The following is a 17,553-nucleotide window of genomic DNA, read 5'->3' on the forward strand; positions in this document are numbered from 1 at the left end:
CCGTGGCTCGGCGCAGGCTTGTTTTCTTTTAAAAAAGGTGCATCATCAGTTATCTCAAAATGGTTTGCTGACTTCTGTCAATAGATTCTCGATTTGCGGCAATAGCTCGTCCCATGCAATATCCGGAGTTTTACATACAGTTAAAAAGTTATGATAGCCGAACAAGCTGACAATTCCCTCTGTACGAATTAATCCATTTAAAATCGGAGAAGCAGGTGTATCGCTTTTTATAATTTCAATACGATCGGTAAATAGAGGCTGATCAGCAGTGAATTTCATGGCGTTCGGATTTGGCGTTGAGGAAGCAGTAAAATGCATAATCGAATTCCTTTCTCTGTAGCACAATATTTTCTCTATTATATAACATATTTCATTGTGTTGGTTTATTCAAGACTCTTGATTTATAACGTCAGAGGTGAAATAGGTGCTCGATTCGGTTATACTAAACGTATTCCGAAAAGGGAAGGAGGGGGATCACGGTGGCTGAAAACAGTACCAATGAAGAACTGAAAGATCGCATCCTTGAGGCACTGGAAAACGTTATCGATCCAGAATTAGGTGTCGATATCGTTAATTTGGGTCTCGTCTATGGTGTCGATATAGATGAAGAGAATAACGTTATCATTGAGATGACCTTAACGTTCATGGGTTGTCCATTGTCTGCGACCCTATCCTATGACGTGAAACGTACACTTAGTGAGATTGATGAAGTCAATCAAGTCGAAGTTAATTTTGTCTGGGATCCACCTTGGACGAAGGAACGCATGTCGCGTTATGCGCGTATTGCACTTGGGCTTTCTGAATAAAGGTGACCATGTAATCCGGAGCGGGGGACTATCCCCTGCTCCGGATTTTCTTACTCTTGGGTAAAGATGCGCTTATGTTGTCTTTGCATGAAGAGAATCATCTTGGTTAATCAAGCATAACGTCTAATGAGTAAGTGAATGGAATGCCCGGTCTGTAGAAATAAAGGAAGGAGCGATGAGGATGCAGGAAACGGTGGTGTTCGGCGGATTATCACCTGCCGGTTTTTCGCTCTCTGAAGCATTGCTGAATGCAGGCAATCAAGTCCTTTCGATCAGCTCTGCGGTTTCGAAAAAGGAAAAGGAAAAAGAAGAAAATAACGAACTTTATTTAGGGCGCAATGCACTTTTTCACCATGTCCATGAAGCATTTGATCAATGTGAGGGAAAACCACTTATTTTTGCCGACACATTTCGTATTGATCCGAAGTATAATCGCGCGCTGCAGGAAAAACTTACGCTGTTCCTTAAAACGGTTCAACCGTTTAAACGGCTTATTTTCATATCTTCTATTGAGCCCGTGCAAGAGCGGAATGATTACAGTAAATTGCAGCCTGTGGCGGGCAGCAAAGCGGCCGACGATACAGAAGCGTTTTTCATCCAAGTACTTAAAGAGATCGGGCAAAACGATGCCCTTATCTTTCGTACTGATTTAAATGAATTGATGGCGACAAAAGGTAGTGAATCTGCCGCAGGTTTATTTTTAGGTCTGATCGAAGCTAAACATGATGGACTTGATGTCGTTGCGTACAGCAGCAAGGCGGGAGCGGATGCCCCGGTCAACAGCGGAATGCGCCACTTGCTTCCGCCTTCTTATCATAAACTCCTCTAATCCCTTTTTTACGTTTGAAACCTTTCTTATCCAAATCCAGTAATAAGGAAAGAACCCTGTCGGTCCTTTCCTTATCTATGCGGTCAGCTTATGATTTTTTAAAGAAGTTAAGCAGAGGAGAAAGCTGCTTTATCGCTGGAGCAGTCTGGTTAATTACATTGACGAGCTGCGATGCACCGGTCATCATTTTCCCAACGTCAATATGTCCATCCTGTCCGAGAAACGGCTTTAAAAAACCTGCCGGTGGACGTTGTGGTGCCTGTTGCATGGGTGCAACGGGCGGCGGCATCTGCGGTTGCCCATTGCTTGCCTGCCAGCCACCGTTCTGATAGAATGCTTGTGGCGGCTGGTACGGTTGCTGCTGCATTGGCGGGACTTGCGAGCCAAACATCATGTAAGTAAACGGATCAAAGTGACTGTCTCTCGGGTTATGACTTGGCTGTACCAAGAGGCTCCCCTCCTTCTCATGGGGTTTTTTAGAGCTTTGGGTTTTTCTCACTCTTATTTTATGCGCTTGATCAATGGTTGGTGCATGGCATTCGTCCGCAAGTAAGATGCTTGTTGGACAAATGTTTTGTAGTGTATTATTGTATTTATATTGTTACCAAGTCTTTATATATATTGTTATGATCTGAGAGGGGAATTGCGGATGTCCGCAGGAATATTAGGAATGGGCAAGTTTGTTCCTGAACATGTGGTTACGAATACGGATTTAGAAAAAAGAATGGATACTTCTGATGAGTGGATTCGGACAAGAACCGGCATTTCTGAACGGCGAATTGCCGACGAACAAATGAATACCTCGGATATGGCGTTTGAAGCAGCAAAAAAAGCAATTCATCATGCTGGTTTGAGTGCGAAAGATATCGATCTCATTCTTGTTGCTACGGTAACGCCGGATCATCCATTTCCATCGGTTGCCTGCATGCTTCAGGATCGGTTAGAAGCAAATCATGTACCCGCTATGGATATTAGTGCCGCATGTTCAGGGTTTATGTACGGAATGGTTACTGCGAAACAATTTATCGACAACAATACGTATCGTCATGTACTCATCGTTGGCGTTGAAAAGCTGTCGAAAATCACCAACTGGGAGGATCGTGGAACAGCGGTTCTCTTTGGCGATGCAGCTGCAGCAGCGGTCATGGGTCCTGTTTCAGACGGAAAAGGAATCTTATCGTTTGAACTTGGCGCAGATGGTAATGGCGGTAAATTCCTCTACCAAGAGGATCAATTTATCAAAATGAATGGTCGGGAAGTCTTCAAGTTTGCGGTTCGCCAGATGGGTGAATCGGCTGTTCACGTTGTTGAAAAAGCAGGACTCAAAAAGGAAGATATTGACTATTTGATTCCGCATCAAGCCAATATCCGAATTATGGAGGCCTCTCGTGAACGGCTTGGGATACCTGAAGAGAAAATGATTAAAACCATTCAAAAATATGGTAATACATCGGCCTCATCCATTCCGCTCGCATTAGCCGATGCGCTTGAAGAAGGAAAGATTAAAGATGGAAATCTGATTGTTATGGTCGGCTTCGGCGGCGGATTGACATGGGGTGCGCTGACACTCAAATGGGGAAAATAAGCGTAAGTGAATTCATGAATAGTTTATGAACATTTTAAATCCTATTGCAAGGAGAGAATTGAATGAATAGAAGAGTCGTTGTGACCGGTCTTGGCGCAGTAACTCCGCTTGGCAACGATGTTGCGACAACATGGACGAATGCGATTAACGGAAAATCAGGAATCGACATTGTTACACGTGTTAATCCGGATGATTTCCGTGCCAAAGTTGCCGGTGAGGTGAAGGATTTTGATCCTGAAAAATATATCGATCGTAAAGATGTACTTCGCATGGATCGATTTTCACAGTTTGCAGTTGCTGCATCAAAAATGGCTGTTGCAGACGCAAAGTATACGATTGACGAAACAAATGCAGAACGTACCGGTGTGTGGATCGGTTCAGGAATTGGTGGCATGGAAACATATGAAAAAGAATTGACGGTTGCGATGAACCGCGGATTCCGACGTGTCAGTCCATTCTTCGTTCCAATGATGATACCGGATATGGCTTCCGGCCAAGTGTCGATTCTTTTGGGAACCAAAGGAATCAATTCGTGTACGGTGACCGCTTGTGCAACCGGATCCGACTCAATTGGCAGCGCCTATAAGGCGATTCAGCGCGGCGATAATGACGCCATCATTTGCGGTGGCAGTGAAGCGCCGCTGACCAATATGTCCTTTGCCGGTTTCACATCGGCGAGAGCGCTTTCGACGAATCCGGATCCGGCAACTGCTTGCCGCCCATTTGATAAAAACCGCGACGGATTTGTCATGGGGGAAGGCGCAGGTGTACTGTTGCTTGAATCTTTGGAATCCGCACAAAAGCGTGGCGCACATATCTATGCGGAAATTTCCGGATATGGTGCAACCAGTGATGCATTCCATGTCACACGTCCGGATCCGGAAGGCAAAGGGGCGGTTCGTTCCATGCGCATGGCGCTTGAAGATGCCGGAATTACGCCAGACGATGTTGACTATGTGAATGCCCACGGAACAAGTACGCAAGCGAATGATTCCACAGAAACAGGCGCTGTGAAGACGGTTTTTGGTGAGAAGGCCTATGATCTTGCCATCAGTTCGACGAAATCGATGATGGGACACTTGCTTGGTGCATCTGGCGGAGTCGAGGCCATTCTCTCCATTAAAGCGATTGGAACGGGAATTGTTCCTCCAACGATTCACTATGAGACGCCGGATGAAGCGTGTGACCTCAATTATGTGCCTAACGAAGCGATTAATAAGCCCGTTCGCGTTGCATTGAGCAACTCCTTCGGTTTCGGCGGCCATAATGCAACGCTCGTCTTTAAAAAGTTTGAGGCTTGAAAAAACTGCGAAACAGCGTAAATGTCATTTCCGCAAACTATTTGCGGAGGTGGCATTTTTACGTTTAAAGTGCATCTTAATCGAGCAGACAATAAATGAATGACAGCGAATAAAATCTTCCAATAATGACCATAATGTTGGCAAAACAAACAGAGGAGATGGAATCTCATGGAGATCGTCAGTGATATCTGGGTCAACTGGTTTGAGGGAGAAGAAAACAGTTACAATGTTTGCGAATTTTACGAATGGCGCAAACATGATTTTATTGAACTGCTTGATCAGATCCCACTAATTCGAGTGGAGAAACCGCTCCTAAATTACATTGAAAACAACTTGCAGGACCTGCCTCAGGAATTGCTAAAGGATGTGCGCAATCGAAGCGTTATCTGTAAGAATAATCAACGAGAAATCATCGAATATTGTTTCATTGCAACCGACGGGGAACGTTGTATTGTCGCTGATACACTTGGCTATACCATCCCCGTTCGCAAGAGCAGACTAATTCCGCGACAAGAAAGTCTGATCTTGCAAAAAGCAGAAAAATTAGAGACCGCTTCTTATCCGCTTCCTGATGCAGCGATCAGGAAGAAAGACTATCACATGCTGTCGCTGGATCCTAAGTGGATGATCGGGTTAACGCGTAAGGAACGGCAGCTGAAGCAGCTGCTGTTCATGGCCCTAGATCAACTTCATGCTTCAAAAAATGTTGAGGAAATGCGCTATTGGTATACAGAATGGTATCCAACGCGCTATCTTCAAAGCAGAACATTGCGTTTTGAGGAAGCGTGGCAGGGACTGGTGGAAGGAATGATTCCCGGATGGTCGGCAAAACATAGTGATCTCTGCGAACGTATGGTAAAAGGACAAGCCTATTTTGAAAAACTGTGGGAACTTGAAAAAGGTTCAAAAGTGAACTAAATGAAACGGCAGTACTGAGGGTCAAGTGTTGTACTTGATCCTCTTTTTTTAGATCAACCTTAACGATACTGTGATTTTTTTCCAATGAGTGGTCACTATAGACAAATGGGTGATTAGTTCGTATTATAGAATTAAAATTTAACTATATTAAAAAGGAGAAACTATGAAACATCCGGGCGCAACATTACGATTTCTGCGAAAATCGAAAAAAATGACACTGAATGAACTTGCCCAAGGTGAAGTCTCTGTTGCTTTTCTTTCACGATTTGAACGCGGTGACTGTGATATATCCTTCACTCATTTGCTTCATTTGCTTGAGAGGCTGCATGTGAGTGTCGATGAGTTTCTTTATATCAGCAATGGTTATGAGGTCGGCGACTTTCAGGATTTTTTTACGCATTTAAAAAGATATGTTATGGAAGATAATCTTCATATGCTTCAGGTCACTCGTGAAAAAATGCGCGACTATTATAATAGGAAGAAACGCGATCAATATCTTCACTTTTCAGCGATCGCAGCGCTTTACGCACATCGTATTTCAAAGCAAAATCCCGATCCGAATGATGTACGTATTCTGAGTGATTACCTTGAACGTGTAGCGATTTGGGGGTATTACGAGCTGGTGGTTTATGCGAACTCAATGTATTCCTTTCCTCCGGAGCTGATCATTAAATTTTCGCGAATGGCTTACGAGAAGAGCATGGACTATCAGCCGCTTGAGATCGGACTCGACAAGAAACAACTGATTCTAATGAACACGGCAACGGTTCTGATGGAAGTTGATCGTTTGGCGGAGGCCAATACGTTTCTTGTTCTCTTAAACGATTCGATTAATAAAGAGAACGACTCTTATATGAAGATTAAACTGATTTATTTAAGAGGAATCTATCTGATTAAACAAGGCTATCGCAAGAGGGGTGAATCAATGGCCCGGCAAGCCGTTCAGATCTTTACCGAATTAGAAAGTGTTTCACAAGCAGCGACGCATGCAAACTATCTTCAGGACGTTCTTAATTCTACTATAGTGAAAAAAGATAATTAGAAAAGAAGCCGCTTTGATGTCGTCCATCAAAGCGGCTGTCTTTTTAGATTCTTGATTAGTGTCGGTTATGACGGCCGATCCCCAATGCTTTTTCAGTCTTTCTTAATGTTTCTTTTGCAATGGCATAGGCACGTTCGGCACCTTCATCGAGAATTCGATCCAGTTCCGAAGACTCGATTAATTGCGCATAATGGTCTTGAATCGGCTTCAGTGTGCCAACCACTGCTTCGGCAACATCGGTTTTAAATTCACCATACCCTTTGCCTTGATAAGCAGTAACCAACGCATCAACGGAACGGCCGGAGCAGAGCGAGAAGATATCGAGCAGGTTCGAGATTCCCGGCTTTGCGTCGCGGTCATAACGGACAACGGCTTCATCATCGGTAATTGCAGATTTAATTTTCTTGATGATGTCTTTTTCCGGATCCAGTGTGAAGATCGTTGCTTTTCGGTTCGTATCCGACTTGCTCATTTTCTTCGTCGGTTCCTGGAGTGACATGATGCGCGCGCCAACTGGAGGAATATAGGGTTCAGGAATTGTAAACACATCGTCGTATTTATTGTTGAACCGTTCTGCTAAATCGCGTGTGAGTTCCATATGCTGTTTCTGATCTGCACCGACCGGGACAAGTTCGGTTTGATAAAGCAGAATATCTGCAGCCATCAACGGTGGATAAGTAAGGAGTCCAGCAGGAATGGCCTTCTTTCCTTTTGATTTATCTTTGAATTGGGTCATTCGTTCCAACTCACCCATATAGCTTGTACATTGCATGATCCATCCGAGCTGGGCGTGGCAAGGCACTTCAGACTGAATGAACAGAATTGATTTCTTTGGATCGATGCCCATAGCGAGGTACAGAGCAGCCAGATTACGAATGTTCTTTTGAATTTCTTTAGGATCCTGAGGTACGGTAATCGCGTGTTCGTCAACGATGCAATAGATACAATCATTGCCTTCTTGGAGGGTCACAAAATTGTGCATCGCACCTAAGTAATTGCCAAGTGTCGGGATGGAGGTCGGCTGTACGCCGGAAAATATTTTTGCCAAAATCAATCACCTTTCTATGCTTTCAATTTTTTTGGATATATAAAAAGGCCTATCCATCCACAAGGGACGAATAGACCGCGGTACCACCCTGATTTTTCTGCAAAACAGAAACAGCTTATCTGGTCCTAACAAAATGAGAACCATCACCATGATAACGCATGGAGGCGTCAATGCCTACTGACAGATTTGATTCTGAGGTTCGGATTGCAGCTCAAAAGTCCATTCCCATGCAGTCCATCACCTCGATCTCACCAAGTCCGAAGCTCTCTGAAGATTTTCCGCAAGGTACTCTTCTTTATCATTGCTCTTTCATATGCACTGTTATTGCTAAATATTATAGTCAATAATCTTTTTTCATGCAACTTCACTTTTAAAAAGCAAGTGAGATTAAAACCGTTGTAACAAACAGGAGCAAACTGGAAAGGATCAGCGGCCAAGTAATCGGCCAGCGCTGCGATCCGTCACGGTGCTTCATCTCAGCAAGCGGCGCTTCCGCTTCCGCTTCCTGTTGCCCAAGCTGTTTTTTTCTAATGGCACGTGCGACCCGTTTAAAGCTATAAGTCATTCCGTCGAAAAAGCCGCCTTGAATGATGAAAATGATGAGCCCGAGGTTAAGAGAAAGCAGACTGACAACGGAAAGATGGTTGATCAAAGTGATCAGAGAGAAGGCGCGGGCGAATAATCCCTGCGTGACTATGGAAATGAGGATTTCTACAAAAAGAAAGAATAGATACAGATTTTTTATTTTAAATCTAAATTTACTCATGGAACACCTCGAATGATTTTTTATTGTTTGTTAGATAAAGGTCGATTCATGGAACTTTTGTTAGAAATTATAACATAATATTAAAAAATATATTTTCAAAAAATAGCTTAACATCAATATATTCTACATCTTTCACGAGAAAGAGACAGACAAGTTCAAAAAAAAAACATGCAAAAATTACAGATAACTTGTATAATAGCTTCTGTAGGTTGAACGGTTCTTGTTATACATACAAGGGTATAGCAGGAACCAGCCTAAAAAAGATAGCAATTTAGGGGAGGTTATTGCTTTTATGAAAAAGGCAAAATGGTCACTCGTACTGTCCTTTGTGCTCGCTTTGAGTCTTGTACTGTCCGCTTGCGGAAGCTCAAGCAGCAATGACAGCAGCAGCAAAGGAAGTAGTACGGAATTAGCGAAGGATCAAACATTGACTATGTCAATTAATGCTGACATTCCAACACTTGATCCAAATCTTGCAACCGATACAACGTCAACAAACGCAATTGATATGACGCAATCCGGTCTGACAAGAATGCACAACAACAAGTTCGAATGGGATTTGGCAAAAGGTGAGCCAAAGGTAAGCGCAGATAAGAAAACGTATACGTTTACTCTGCGTGATCAAAAATGGTCCGATGGGAAACCCGTAACCGCTCAAGACTTTGTTTATGGATGGCATCGTCAGAATGATCCGGCAGCAAAACCTGCATACAATTTCCTTTTTGCATCTGTTGGTATCAAAAATGCAGCTAAAATCGAAGATCCTGATAATAAAGCATATTACGGAAAATATGATAAACTAGGTATTAAAGCGCTTGATGATAAGACACTGCAAGTAACGCTTGAACAGGCTGCTCCGCCATTCTTCTACAGCATTTTGTCTCAACCGCAATTCTTCCCGGTACGTGAAGACGTTGTTAAGAAAAACGGAAGTAAATATGCAACATCCGCAGATACAATGCTCTATAGTGGTCCGTTTGTCCTTTCCGACTGGAAAAAAGGTACCGGCTGGACTTATAAGAAAAACAAAGACTACTGGAATGCAAAAGAAACGAAACTTAAGACAGTAAACTTTAAAGTTGTAAAAGAATCAGGTACAGCTGTAAATATGTATAAAACTGGATCGAGTGACATTGTCCAATTGTCTGCTGAATTTATTGACCAGTTCAAAAAGCAATACCCAAAAGAAGTTCAGAGTTCAGTAAATGCTGGTACTTACTATCTCTACATTAATGAGAAAACAAACAAAAATTTGAAAAACCTTAATCTGAGAAAAGCACTTAATGCGGCAATTGACCGTCAAGGGCTGACTCAAACCATTCTTAATGATGGTTCCGTTCCGTCAAACTATGTTGTTCCAAAAGATTTCACTGCCGGTCCTGACGGTAAGGATTTCCGTTCGAAACATCCTGATGGTTTCTCAGCAGGAGAATCTTCAGAAGCAAAATCTTATTGGAATAAAGCGAAAAAAGAATTGGGAATCAAGTCACTTAAAATTAATTTCTTAAGTCAAGACACGAGCAAAGTGAAACAAATTGACGCTTATATTGCCAACCAGATAAAGAAAAACCTTCCTGGTGTAACTGTTGAAGTAAATGAACAACCATGGGCAAATTATTTAAAACTAAACAACGAGTTTAAGTATGATATTGCGTTTAGTGGTTGGTTCCCAGATTATCAAGATCCGATGACTTATCTTGATATGTGGACAACGAATAATCCAATGAATACAATTGGATGGTCGAATAAGAAATTTGATTCACTTATTAAAGATGCACAGACGAACACGGCAGATGTAACTAATCGTTGGAATGATCTGGTATCTGCTGAAGAATTAATGATGTCTGAATATCCAATCGTTCCTCTGTTTCAACAGGGATACACTTGGGCACAGAAATCTTATGTTAAAGGTTATTCGCAACCATCATATGGTCCTGAGTTTGACTTCTCAAAGGCTTATATTTTAAAGCATTGATTATGTGAGTGTTTTTTAGTTGATATGTGAGGTTTTGAAGGAGAGTATGTGTCTGAGCGGCATGTACTCTCCTTTCCATTAGTTTACAAATTCTTTAATTGTTTAGTATGATAAACTATTTAATGACTGACCTAAGGTCATGATCATGATTATATGAAATATAGGAGGTTAAGTTCTGTGGGTCGATATATACTGAAACGGGTTGGCTATATGATTGTCACTTTTTATGTAGTAGTAACCTTGACCTTCCTGTCGATGAAAATGTTACCGGGCACACCGTTTAAGTTTGCCAATCGTCTAACACCTGAACAATTAAACCAATTGAAACATTATTATGGCTTAGATCAGCCTGTTCCAATTCAATATTTACATTACTTGTGGAATTTTATTCACGGTGATCTGGGGGGGTCATTCCAATACGGAATGCAACCGGTCACGGAATTTTTATTTCAAAGATTTCCGGTATCTTTACAATTAGGTTTTGAATCCATGGTATTCGGAACTGTATTGGGAATACTTTTGGGGATTGTTTCAGGAATTAATCGTGGACGTGTTCTTGACTGGGGGACAGTTGTACTCACTGTAGTATTTATATCAATCCCTTCGTTTATTTTTGCTGCGATTTTACAGTACTTCTTTTCAGTTCAGATTCGCATTTTTCCTGTAATCGGATGGAGCGGACCAATGACACATGTATTGCCCGTTATTTCTATTGGTGTTGGCGTTATGGCAACCGTTGCACGATTTATGCGGACAGAGATGGTTGAGGTGTTGAATCAAGATTACATAGTAACGGCGCAAGCAAAAGGATTGAGTACATCTGCTGTTATTTATAAGCATGCAATTCGTAATGCGATGATTCCCATTGTTACCGTTATCGGTCCATTAACTTCGGCAGTCGTGACCGGTTCTTTGGTAATTGAGAACATTTTTGCAATACCTGGAATTGGTTCACAGTTTGTTGACGCAATAGTGACCAATGACTACCCGATGATTATGGGAACAACTGAATTGTATGCTGGGTTATTTATTGGAACCATTCTGATTGTGGATATATTATACGGTATCATTGATCCGAGAATCCGTGTGTCTGGAGGTAAACCATCATGATGGCCAATTCTAACACTGATATTACTAAAGAATCATTTGCTAAAGTGAACTTAGCCGATACTGAGAGTGAGAAAATTACCGGTGAAAGTGTCAGCGCTTGGAAAGATGCGCTTCGACGGTTTGTAACAAATAAGGGCGCTATGGCATCGATGATTATTATTGCCGCTATTGTTCTCTTTGCTATTATTGGACCTCATTTCTTTGGTTACGATATTGATGACCAAGATGTGTCTCGTGCCAATCTTCCACCTAAGATTGGCGCCTTGACATGGATTCCCGCATTTAACGGCTATGAGAATGGTGTAGACATCTATAAAGAAAAAAATGTAACTAAGAACTATTGGTTTGGTACCGACCAATTTGGTCGTGACTTATGGACAAGAACATGGAAAGGAACGCAAATTTCTTTAATTATTGCGCTTATTGCAACACTTGCAGATGTCTTTATTGGTGTTGTTTATGGTGGGGTTTCAGGTTATTTTGGTGGCATGATTGACACCGTGCTGCAACGCATTCTTGAAATCATTGCTGGAATTCCGAATCTCGTCTGGATTATCTTATTGATGTTAATCATGCGGCCAGGCTTGATTACAATAACCATCGCTATTCTTGCGACAAGTTGGCTTTCGATGGCGCGAATTGTTCGTGGAGAAATGCTTAAACTGAAAAATCAAGAGTTTGTTCTAGCTTCACGTACACTTGGAGCAGGGGACGGACGTATAATTTTCAAACACTTGATTCCCAATTCCATTGGGATGATTATCATTAATACCATGTTTTCCGTACCAAATGCGATCTTTTTTGAAGCGTTTCTTAGTTTTATCGGATTAGGTATTCGTCAGCCTCAAGCCTCATTAGGTTCATTGATCAATGATGGGTATCAAATGCTGCAGATTCATCCGTATCAGACACTTTATCCGGGTATTATTATTTCGCTCCTGTTAATTTGCTTTAATATTATGGGAGACGGGCTTCGCGATGCATTTGATCCGAAGCTTCGCCGATAAGTACAGGAGGTGCACTAATGGATCATTTATTGGAAATTAAAGATTTAAATGTTGTCTTTCATATATTTGGCGCGGATGTACAGGCAGTTCGCGGGATTAATTTGCAATTGGACAAAGGAGAAACGCTGGCTATTGTCGGTGAATCCGGGTCCGGTAAGTCCGTAACATCTAAATCGATTATGGGGTTGATTCCGAATCCACCTGGAGAAATTGCAACGGGTGAAATTCTCTTTGAAGGAAACGATCTTGTTCAGTACACGCAGAAACAGATGCAGAAAATTCGTGGCAAAGATATCTCAATGATTTTTCAGGATCCGATGACGGCGCTCAACCCAACGATGAAAATTGGTAAGCAAATCATGGAAGGCCTGATTAAGCATCAGGGCTTATCTAAACATGATGCACGAGAGCGTGCCGTTGAACTGCTGCAGCTGGTCGGAATCCCGAACCCAGAAAAGCGTGTCGATGAATATCCACATCAATTTTCTGGGGGGATGCGGCAGCGTGTGGTGATTGCCATTGCTCTTGCTTGCAATCCAAAAATATTGATTGCCGATGAGCCGACAACCGCGCTGGATGTAACCATCCAAGCCCAAATTCTGGACTTGATGCGCGACTTGCAAGAAAAGACCGGAACGGCAATTATTTTGATCACACACGACTTGGGTGTTGTGGCTAATCTTGCCAAACGTGTCGCTGTTATGTATGGCGGAAAAATTGTAGAAACAGGGACTTTGGATGAAATTTTCTACAATCCGAAGCATCCGTACACATGGGGACTGCTATCCTCTATGCCGAAACTGCATGCAAAAACGGATAAGCTTCTGGCAATTCCGGGGACGCCTCCTGATTTGAGCCATCCGCCGAAGGGCTGTCCTTTTGCGGCCAGATGCCCTTATGCGATGAAGGTATGCATCGATCATATGCCTGAGTACACAGAACTGTCGAAGACACAGAAGGCAGCATGCTGGCTTCTGGATGAACGAGCGCCGAAAGTAGTTCCGCCGTCAACGATTGGTGTAGGAGGGGAAGCATAATGGCTGCAAAGACTGAAAAACTGTTACAAGTAAAGAATCTAAAAAAATATTTTAATGTTTCCCGCAAGGATGTGCTTAAGGCCGTCGATGGCGTGACTTTTGACGTGTATAAAGGCGAGACCTTAGGGCTTGTTGGCGAATCAGGATGCGGAAAATCAACAACCGGCCGAACGATTATTCGGCTCTACGACCCTACGGACGGGGAAGTCATTTTTGACGGTCAGGATATTGGTGGAAAGCTGAACCGCAATGAGAAGAAAAACTTGTCAAAACGGATGCAGATGATCTTTCAGGATCCGTATGCTTCTCTAAATCCGAGAATGATGGTTAAGGATATTATTGCGGAAGGTATCGACATTCACCACTTGGCTAAATCACCGAAAGAACGTATGGATCGTGTCTATAAGATGCTTGAAACGGTTGGGCTGAATCGTGAGCATGCCAACCGTTATCCGCATGAGTTCAGTGGCGGACAGAGACAGCGCATTGGGATTGCACGGGCACTTGCAGTAGATCCGGACTTTATCATTGCCGATGAACCGATCTCAGCACTTGACGTTTCCATTCAAGCTCAAGTTGTCAATTTAATGCAGGAGCTTCAGGAGAAACAGGGTCTGACCTACCTGTTTATTGCTCATGATCTTTCGATGGTGAAGCACATCAGTGATCGCGTTGGGGTCATGTATCTGGGGAACATGGCCGAACTGGCATCCAGTGATGACGTTTATGATCATCCTCTGCATCCTTATACGCAGTCGTTGCTGTCGGCAATCCCGGTTGCTGACCCGGAGATTGAACGGACACGCGAGCGTATTATTCTTGAAGGCGATGTGCCAAGTCCAATTGATCCGCCAAGCGGCTGTCGTTTCAGAACACGTTGTCCATTTGCTATGGATATCTGTGCAAAAGTCAGACCGAAATGGCATGAAGCAGAAAAGAACCACTGGGTGGCCTGCCACCTTCATGATGAAGAAATAAAAACAGAAAAAGTATAAAAAATAATCCTTGCAGGATATTCTGCAAGGATTATTTTTTTCGATAAGTGATGAAAAGATGCACAAAATAGAAAAGAATGTTAAAGAGAAGCAGCACAATAATCATCGGCATCGTTAGCAAGTGAAAAAAATGGTACAGAATGATGGCGATGATCAGAAGCAAAGCGAGAAAGCAGGTAATCCAGCGGGTCATAAAATCAGCTCCATTAAGGTTTGTTTCTGTGAATACTTTCTGCGCGCTTCACATATAGTATAAGAGGATGTCGTGAAGACATTTACCTCAAGGTTCGGTGAAACGGCGATATGTTCCATAACGATGTCCAAGCTTAACATAATCACAGTCGAGTCTCAAGAAGGGGCACTGCTTCTTTGAAATGGGGCATGTCAAAATTTTACCTTGACAACCAAGCGTGTCGGGTTGAGAATAAAGGCAGACAAAGAATACTCTTGTGAGATCCACCGGAGAAGAGATTTGGACGAATGAGTGAGGAGGCGATCATCAGTGAAACCGAAAGACGTCAGACGGAGACGCAAACATTCTATTCGGAAATGGTTGAAAGAGACCTTAGGACAGCTTCAACCGAAGTCGCAAGATGCACCGTCAGCGAACCTGAAATTACCGGCGTAAGGTGAATATGATGCGGGTAAAACCGAATAAACATAGTGATGTGTATTGAGGAGCTTCTTTTTGAGAAGCTCTTTTTGCGTACCTTTGACCTACCGAGAGCAAGTGGGTTTCGCAGCGAAATGAGAATCCGCATTTTTATTGGAAATGATCGTAATATGTCGAATCGTGGTGCAAAATAGCTTGTTTTCTGGTGAAATATGAAATTATTTTCATACAAAAAAGGGTATAAAATTTATAAGAATTATTATATAATAAAAGAAAGCCTTAGTGAATAGAATGCTTCTATTATTCAAAGGAGGGCGAGATATGGTTACATTGTATACATCTCCAAGCTGCACGTCGTGCAGAAAAGCAAAAGCTTGGCTCAGGGAGCATGACATCCCTTTTAAAGAACGGAACATATTCTCCGAACCACTATCGATTGAAGAGATTAAAGATATTTTGCGCATGACTGAAAACGGTACGGACGAGATTATCTCGACACGGTCAAAGGCCTTTCAGGAACTGAATATTCAACTGGAGACAATGTCAATCCAGCAGTTATTTGAATTGATTAAAGAAAATCCTGGATTGTTGCGCCGTCCAATTATGCTTGATGACAAACGGCTGCAGGTTGGCTACAATGACGATGAGATTCGCCGTTTTCTTCCTAGAAGGGTACGTACCTTTCAGTTGCAAGAAGCACAGCGATTGGTTAATTAACATGTGAACGGGATTTTTTTAATTGACATCCGATTCATTGTTTAGAAATAAGAACGGCCGTCCTCGATTGGGCGGTCGTTCTTGTTTCACGACTAATGCTAAGACCTCTTCGCAAATTTCCATGAGGAAAAGAGGTTGTACAGCCATCCGGTCACAAGCAGAGCAGCAATGAGCAGGATTGGAAAGATATGGGTAAGTTGAGGATAGGTTTCAAAAATCCAACGAATTTCCTGTTCATCCATGATCATTTCGGAAGCTGTGTAGCCAAGAATACCGCCGCCGACATAGATGAGAAAAGGAACATGTTCCATAGCGATTAAAATAATTTTGCTTCCCCAGACAATGATTGGAACGGAGAAGATAAGACCGATTGCAATATAGCCGATGTGACCTTTTGATGCACCGGCAATTGCAAGCATGTTATCAAAACCCATGACCATGTCTGCAAGGACGATCGTTCGTACAGCAGCTACCAATGATATCCCTGCGCGAATATTATGTTTTTCTTGTCTATTCGTAATCAGACGGATGGCAATGATGATTAAGAAAAAGCCTCCGACGAGAAGCAGGTAAGGAATATTCAGCAGTGAAACAACGATTGCGGTCAATGCGATACGGATGATCACCGCTATTCCGGTACCTAAAAGAATCGCTTCATTGCGCTTTTTTTCTTCGAGCCTGCGGCATGCTAAAGCGATGACAACCGCATTGTCTCCGCCTAGAATAATATCGATGAAAATGATTTTTAAGATAAAAAGCAGCGTATCAAGATCAAAAGACATGCGTGATGAGCTCCTTTCCTCTGTCTCCGTTCAATTTATGCGGACTTGTCCTGAATCATTCCGTCAACGCTTGTTTTAAACAATTTTTGTCATTTGCTGCATAATTAGATTAAGCAATCAATAGAATGAAGCAATTAATCGAAACAGTGCTTGTTGATGGGGCAAGTGCGGAATCGTTTAAATACGGATTATTTTTATTTCCATGACGGCCGTTTTATCATACAATAGAGGTACAGGATACATGTTGTCCTATCGGCAGTTGTCACTCCCATACCTATTGATAAAGAAGGGAGAGATCGCAGTGAAAATCGAACGGATTAATGAAAATACGCTGAAGTTCTATATCAGTTATTTGGATATTGAGGATCTTGGCTTTGATCGCGAGGAGATATGGTATAACCGTGATCGAAGTGAAGAACTCTTTTGGCAAATGATGGATGAAGCACACACTCAAGAATCTTTTTCACTTGAAGGTCCGCTTTGGATTCAGGTTCAAGCCTTGGAAAAGGGTATGGAAATTATTGTGACTCGTGCACAGATTTCAAAAGATGGATCCAACCTTCAATTGCCGCTATCAGATGATAAACATCTGGACATACCAATTAACGACCATGACGACGATCAGGGTTCAAATCGGGCCAAGGCGTCTGAAAACAAGAATGAGGAGCTTGATCATTCAGAAGATGATTCTTTTCAGGATGATCAGCCGATTTCATTTATAATCGGATTTGCCGATTTTGAGAATTTGATCGCCTTGAGCCATGCTTTTCCGGCTCACGAGGCGATGGATACCGCACTTTATGCATACAAGAACAGCTACTATTTAAACGTTACTTTTGATGATTGTCTGTCTGATGAAGATCAGGATAATGATTTAAGCAAGATGCTGGAGTATGGGCTTGACACGAATCTTACACCGTATGTACTCGATGAGTATGGAAATGAAATCATTAAGACAGAAGCACTGCAAACCATTAAACAGCACTTTCCTCTACTTAAATAATCGTTTTCCTGTGAAAAAC

The 17,553-nt window shown here is 42.4% G+C and carries 20 protein-coding genes and 1 other annotated feature; of the genes, 14 read left to right on the top strand and 6 right to left on the bottom strand.

The features are described 5' to 3' along the window. Nucleotides 1-54: 54 nt before the first annotated feature. On the bottom strand, nt 55-318 hold the full coding sequence (locus K7399_RS03045; protein ID WP_028976119.1) for a NifU N-terminal domain-containing protein: 264 nt from the start codon (nt 316-318) through the stop codon (nt 55-57). Nucleotides 319-479: 161 nt separating this feature from the next. On the opposite strand from K7399_RS03045, the gene K7399_RS03050 reads away from it, so the two are divergent. Both K7399_RS03050 and K7399_RS03055 read left to right on the top strand, forming a co-directional pair. Further along, nucleotides 480-806, top strand: a complete 327-nt coding sequence (locus K7399_RS03050; RefSeq protein ID WP_010026297.1) for a metal-sulfur cluster assembly factor — start codon at nt 480-482, stop codon at nt 804-806. Nucleotides 807-987: 181 nt separating this feature from the next. Next, a complete protein-coding gene (locus tag K7399_RS03055; RefSeq protein ID WP_028976118.1) occupies nt 988-1,635 on the top strand; it encodes a hypothetical protein in 648 nt (215 codons plus the stop codon). Nucleotides 1,636-1,723: 88 nt separating this feature from the next. On the opposite strand, the gene K7399_RS03060 is transcribed toward K7399_RS03055, so the two are convergent. Continuing rightward, nucleotides 1,724-2,083 carry a YppG family protein gene (locus K7399_RS03060; RefSeq protein ID WP_028976117.1) on the bottom strand — a complete coding sequence of 120 codons (360 nt, stop codon included), beginning with the start codon at nt 2,081-2,083 and terminating at the stop codon, nt 1,724-1,726. A 201-nt stretch (nt 2,084-2,284) separates the two neighbouring features. On the opposite strand from K7399_RS03060, the gene K7399_RS03065 reads away from it, so the two are divergent. The 4 genes from K7399_RS03065 (at nt 2,285) to K7399_RS03080 (ending at nt 6,481) form a co-directional block, all read left to right on the top strand. After that, nucleotides 2,285-3,220, top strand: a complete 936-nt coding sequence (locus K7399_RS03065) for a beta-ketoacyl-ACP synthase III (protein ID WP_028976116.1) — start codon at nt 2,285-2,287, stop codon at nt 3,218-3,220. A 62-nt stretch (nt 3,221-3,282) separates the two neighbouring features. Beyond that, the gene (gene fabF / locus K7399_RS03070; protein ID WP_028976115.1) at nt 3,283-4,521 is read left to right on the top strand and encodes a beta-ketoacyl-ACP synthase II; all 1,239 of its coding nucleotides are present in this window, start codon (nt 3,283-3,285) and stop codon (nt 4,519-4,521) included. Nucleotides 4,522-4,689: 168 nt separating this feature from the next. Next, a complete protein-coding gene (locus K7399_RS03075; RefSeq protein WP_028976114.1) occupies nt 4,690-5,439 on the top strand; it encodes a YjbA family protein in 750 nt (249 codons plus the stop codon). A gap of 163 nt (nt 5,440-5,602) precedes the next feature. Further along, a complete protein-coding gene (locus K7399_RS03080; RefSeq protein ID WP_028976113.1) occupies nt 5,603-6,481 on the top strand; it encodes a helix-turn-helix domain-containing protein in 879 nt (292 codons plus the stop codon). Nucleotides 6,482-6,536: 55 nt separating this feature from the next. Here the strand turns inward: K7399_RS03080 and trpS are convergent, their stop codons facing one another. Together trpS and K7399_RS03090 are read right to left on the bottom strand one after the other, a co-directional pair. Then, nucleotides 6,537-7,529, bottom strand: coding sequence for a tryptophan--tRNA ligase (gene trpS, locus K7399_RS03085; RefSeq protein WP_028976112.1), 993 nt, complete (start codon nt 7,527-7,529; stop codon nt 6,537-6,539). 59 nt (nt 7,530-7,588) lie between these two features. After that, nucleotides 7,589-7,840, bottom strand: a binding site (T-box leader). A gap of 59 nt (nt 7,841-7,899) precedes the next feature. Continuing rightward, nucleotides 7,900-8,295, bottom strand: a complete 396-nt coding sequence (locus K7399_RS03090) for a DUF3899 domain-containing protein (RefSeq protein WP_028976111.1) — start codon at nt 8,293-8,295, stop codon at nt 7,900-7,902. A gap of 292 nt (nt 8,296-8,587) precedes the next feature. Between K7399_RS03090 and K7399_RS03095 the strand changes: the two genes are divergently transcribed. From K7399_RS03095 to K7399_RS03115, 5 genes are all read left to right on the top strand, one after another. Beyond that, complete coding sequence (locus K7399_RS03095; protein ID WP_128166534.1) at nt 8,588-10,270, top strand: peptide ABC transporter substrate-binding protein; 1,683 nt, start codon at nt 8,588-8,590, stop codon at nt 10,268-10,270. A 177-nt stretch (nt 10,271-10,447) separates the two neighbouring features. Beyond that, the gene (locus K7399_RS03100) at nt 10,448-11,380 is read left to right on the top strand and encodes an ABC transporter permease (RefSeq protein WP_028984009.1); all 933 of its coding nucleotides are present in this window, start codon (nt 10,448-10,450) and stop codon (nt 11,378-11,380) included. Then, complete coding sequence (gene opp3C, locus K7399_RS03105; protein WP_028984010.1) at nt 11,380-12,387, top strand: oligopeptide ABC transporter permease; 1,008 nt, start codon at nt 11,380-11,382, stop codon at nt 12,385-12,387. The genes K7399_RS03100 and opp3C overlap by 1 nt, the downstream gene beginning before the upstream one ends. Nucleotides 12,388-12,404: 17 nt before the next feature. Next, nucleotides 12,405-13,424 carry an ABC transporter ATP-binding protein gene (locus K7399_RS03110; RefSeq protein WP_028984011.1) on the top strand — a complete coding sequence of 340 codons (1,020 nt, stop codon included), beginning with the start codon at nt 12,405-12,407 and terminating at the stop codon, nt 13,422-13,424. Next, the gene (locus K7399_RS03115; protein ID WP_028984012.1) at nt 13,424-14,419 is read left to right on the top strand and encodes an ABC transporter ATP-binding protein; all 996 of its coding nucleotides are present in this window, start codon (nt 13,424-13,426) and stop codon (nt 14,417-14,419) included. The genes K7399_RS03110 and K7399_RS03115 overlap by 1 nt, the downstream gene beginning before the upstream one ends. 31 nt (nt 14,420-14,450) lie before the next feature. Here the strand turns inward: K7399_RS03115 and K7399_RS03120 are convergent, their stop codons facing one another. Next, nucleotides 14,451-14,612, bottom strand: coding sequence for a hypothetical protein (locus tag K7399_RS03120; RefSeq protein WP_156031517.1), 162 nt, complete (start codon nt 14,610-14,612; stop codon nt 14,451-14,453). A 309-nt stretch (nt 14,613-14,921) separates the two neighbouring features. Between K7399_RS03120 and K7399_RS16120 the strand changes: the two genes are divergently transcribed. Beyond that, on the top strand, nt 14,922-15,047 hold the full coding sequence (locus K7399_RS16120; RefSeq protein ID WP_255304688.1) for a hypothetical protein: 126 nt from the start codon (nt 14,922-14,924) through the stop codon (nt 15,045-15,047). 306 nt (nt 15,048-15,353) lie between these two features. Then, a complete protein-coding gene (gene spxA / locus K7399_RS03125; RefSeq protein ID WP_010026365.1) occupies nt 15,354-15,749 on the top strand; it encodes a transcriptional regulator SpxA in 396 nt (131 codons plus the stop codon). A gap of 98 nt (nt 15,750-15,847) precedes the next feature. On the opposite strand, the gene K7399_RS03130 is transcribed toward spxA, so the two are convergent. Next, nucleotides 15,848-16,531 (bottom strand): TerC family protein, encoded by a 684-nt coding sequence (locus K7399_RS03130; RefSeq protein ID WP_128166536.1) that lies wholly within the window; start codon nt 16,529-16,531, stop codon nt 15,848-15,850. A gap of 301 nt (nt 16,532-16,832) precedes the next feature. Between K7399_RS03130 and mecA the strand changes: the two genes are divergently transcribed. Next, a complete protein-coding gene (mecA, locus tag K7399_RS03135) occupies nt 16,833-17,534 on the top strand; it encodes an adaptor protein MecA (protein WP_028976104.1) in 702 nt (233 codons plus the stop codon). The last annotated feature ends 19 nt before the right edge of the window (nt 17,535-17,553 follow it).

The sequence above is a fragment of the Sporolactobacillus terrae genome (assembly GCF_019930545.1).
GTDB classification, from domain to species: domain Bacteria; phylum Bacillota; class Bacilli; order Bacillales; family Sporolactobacillaceae; genus Sporolactobacillus; species Sporolactobacillus terrae.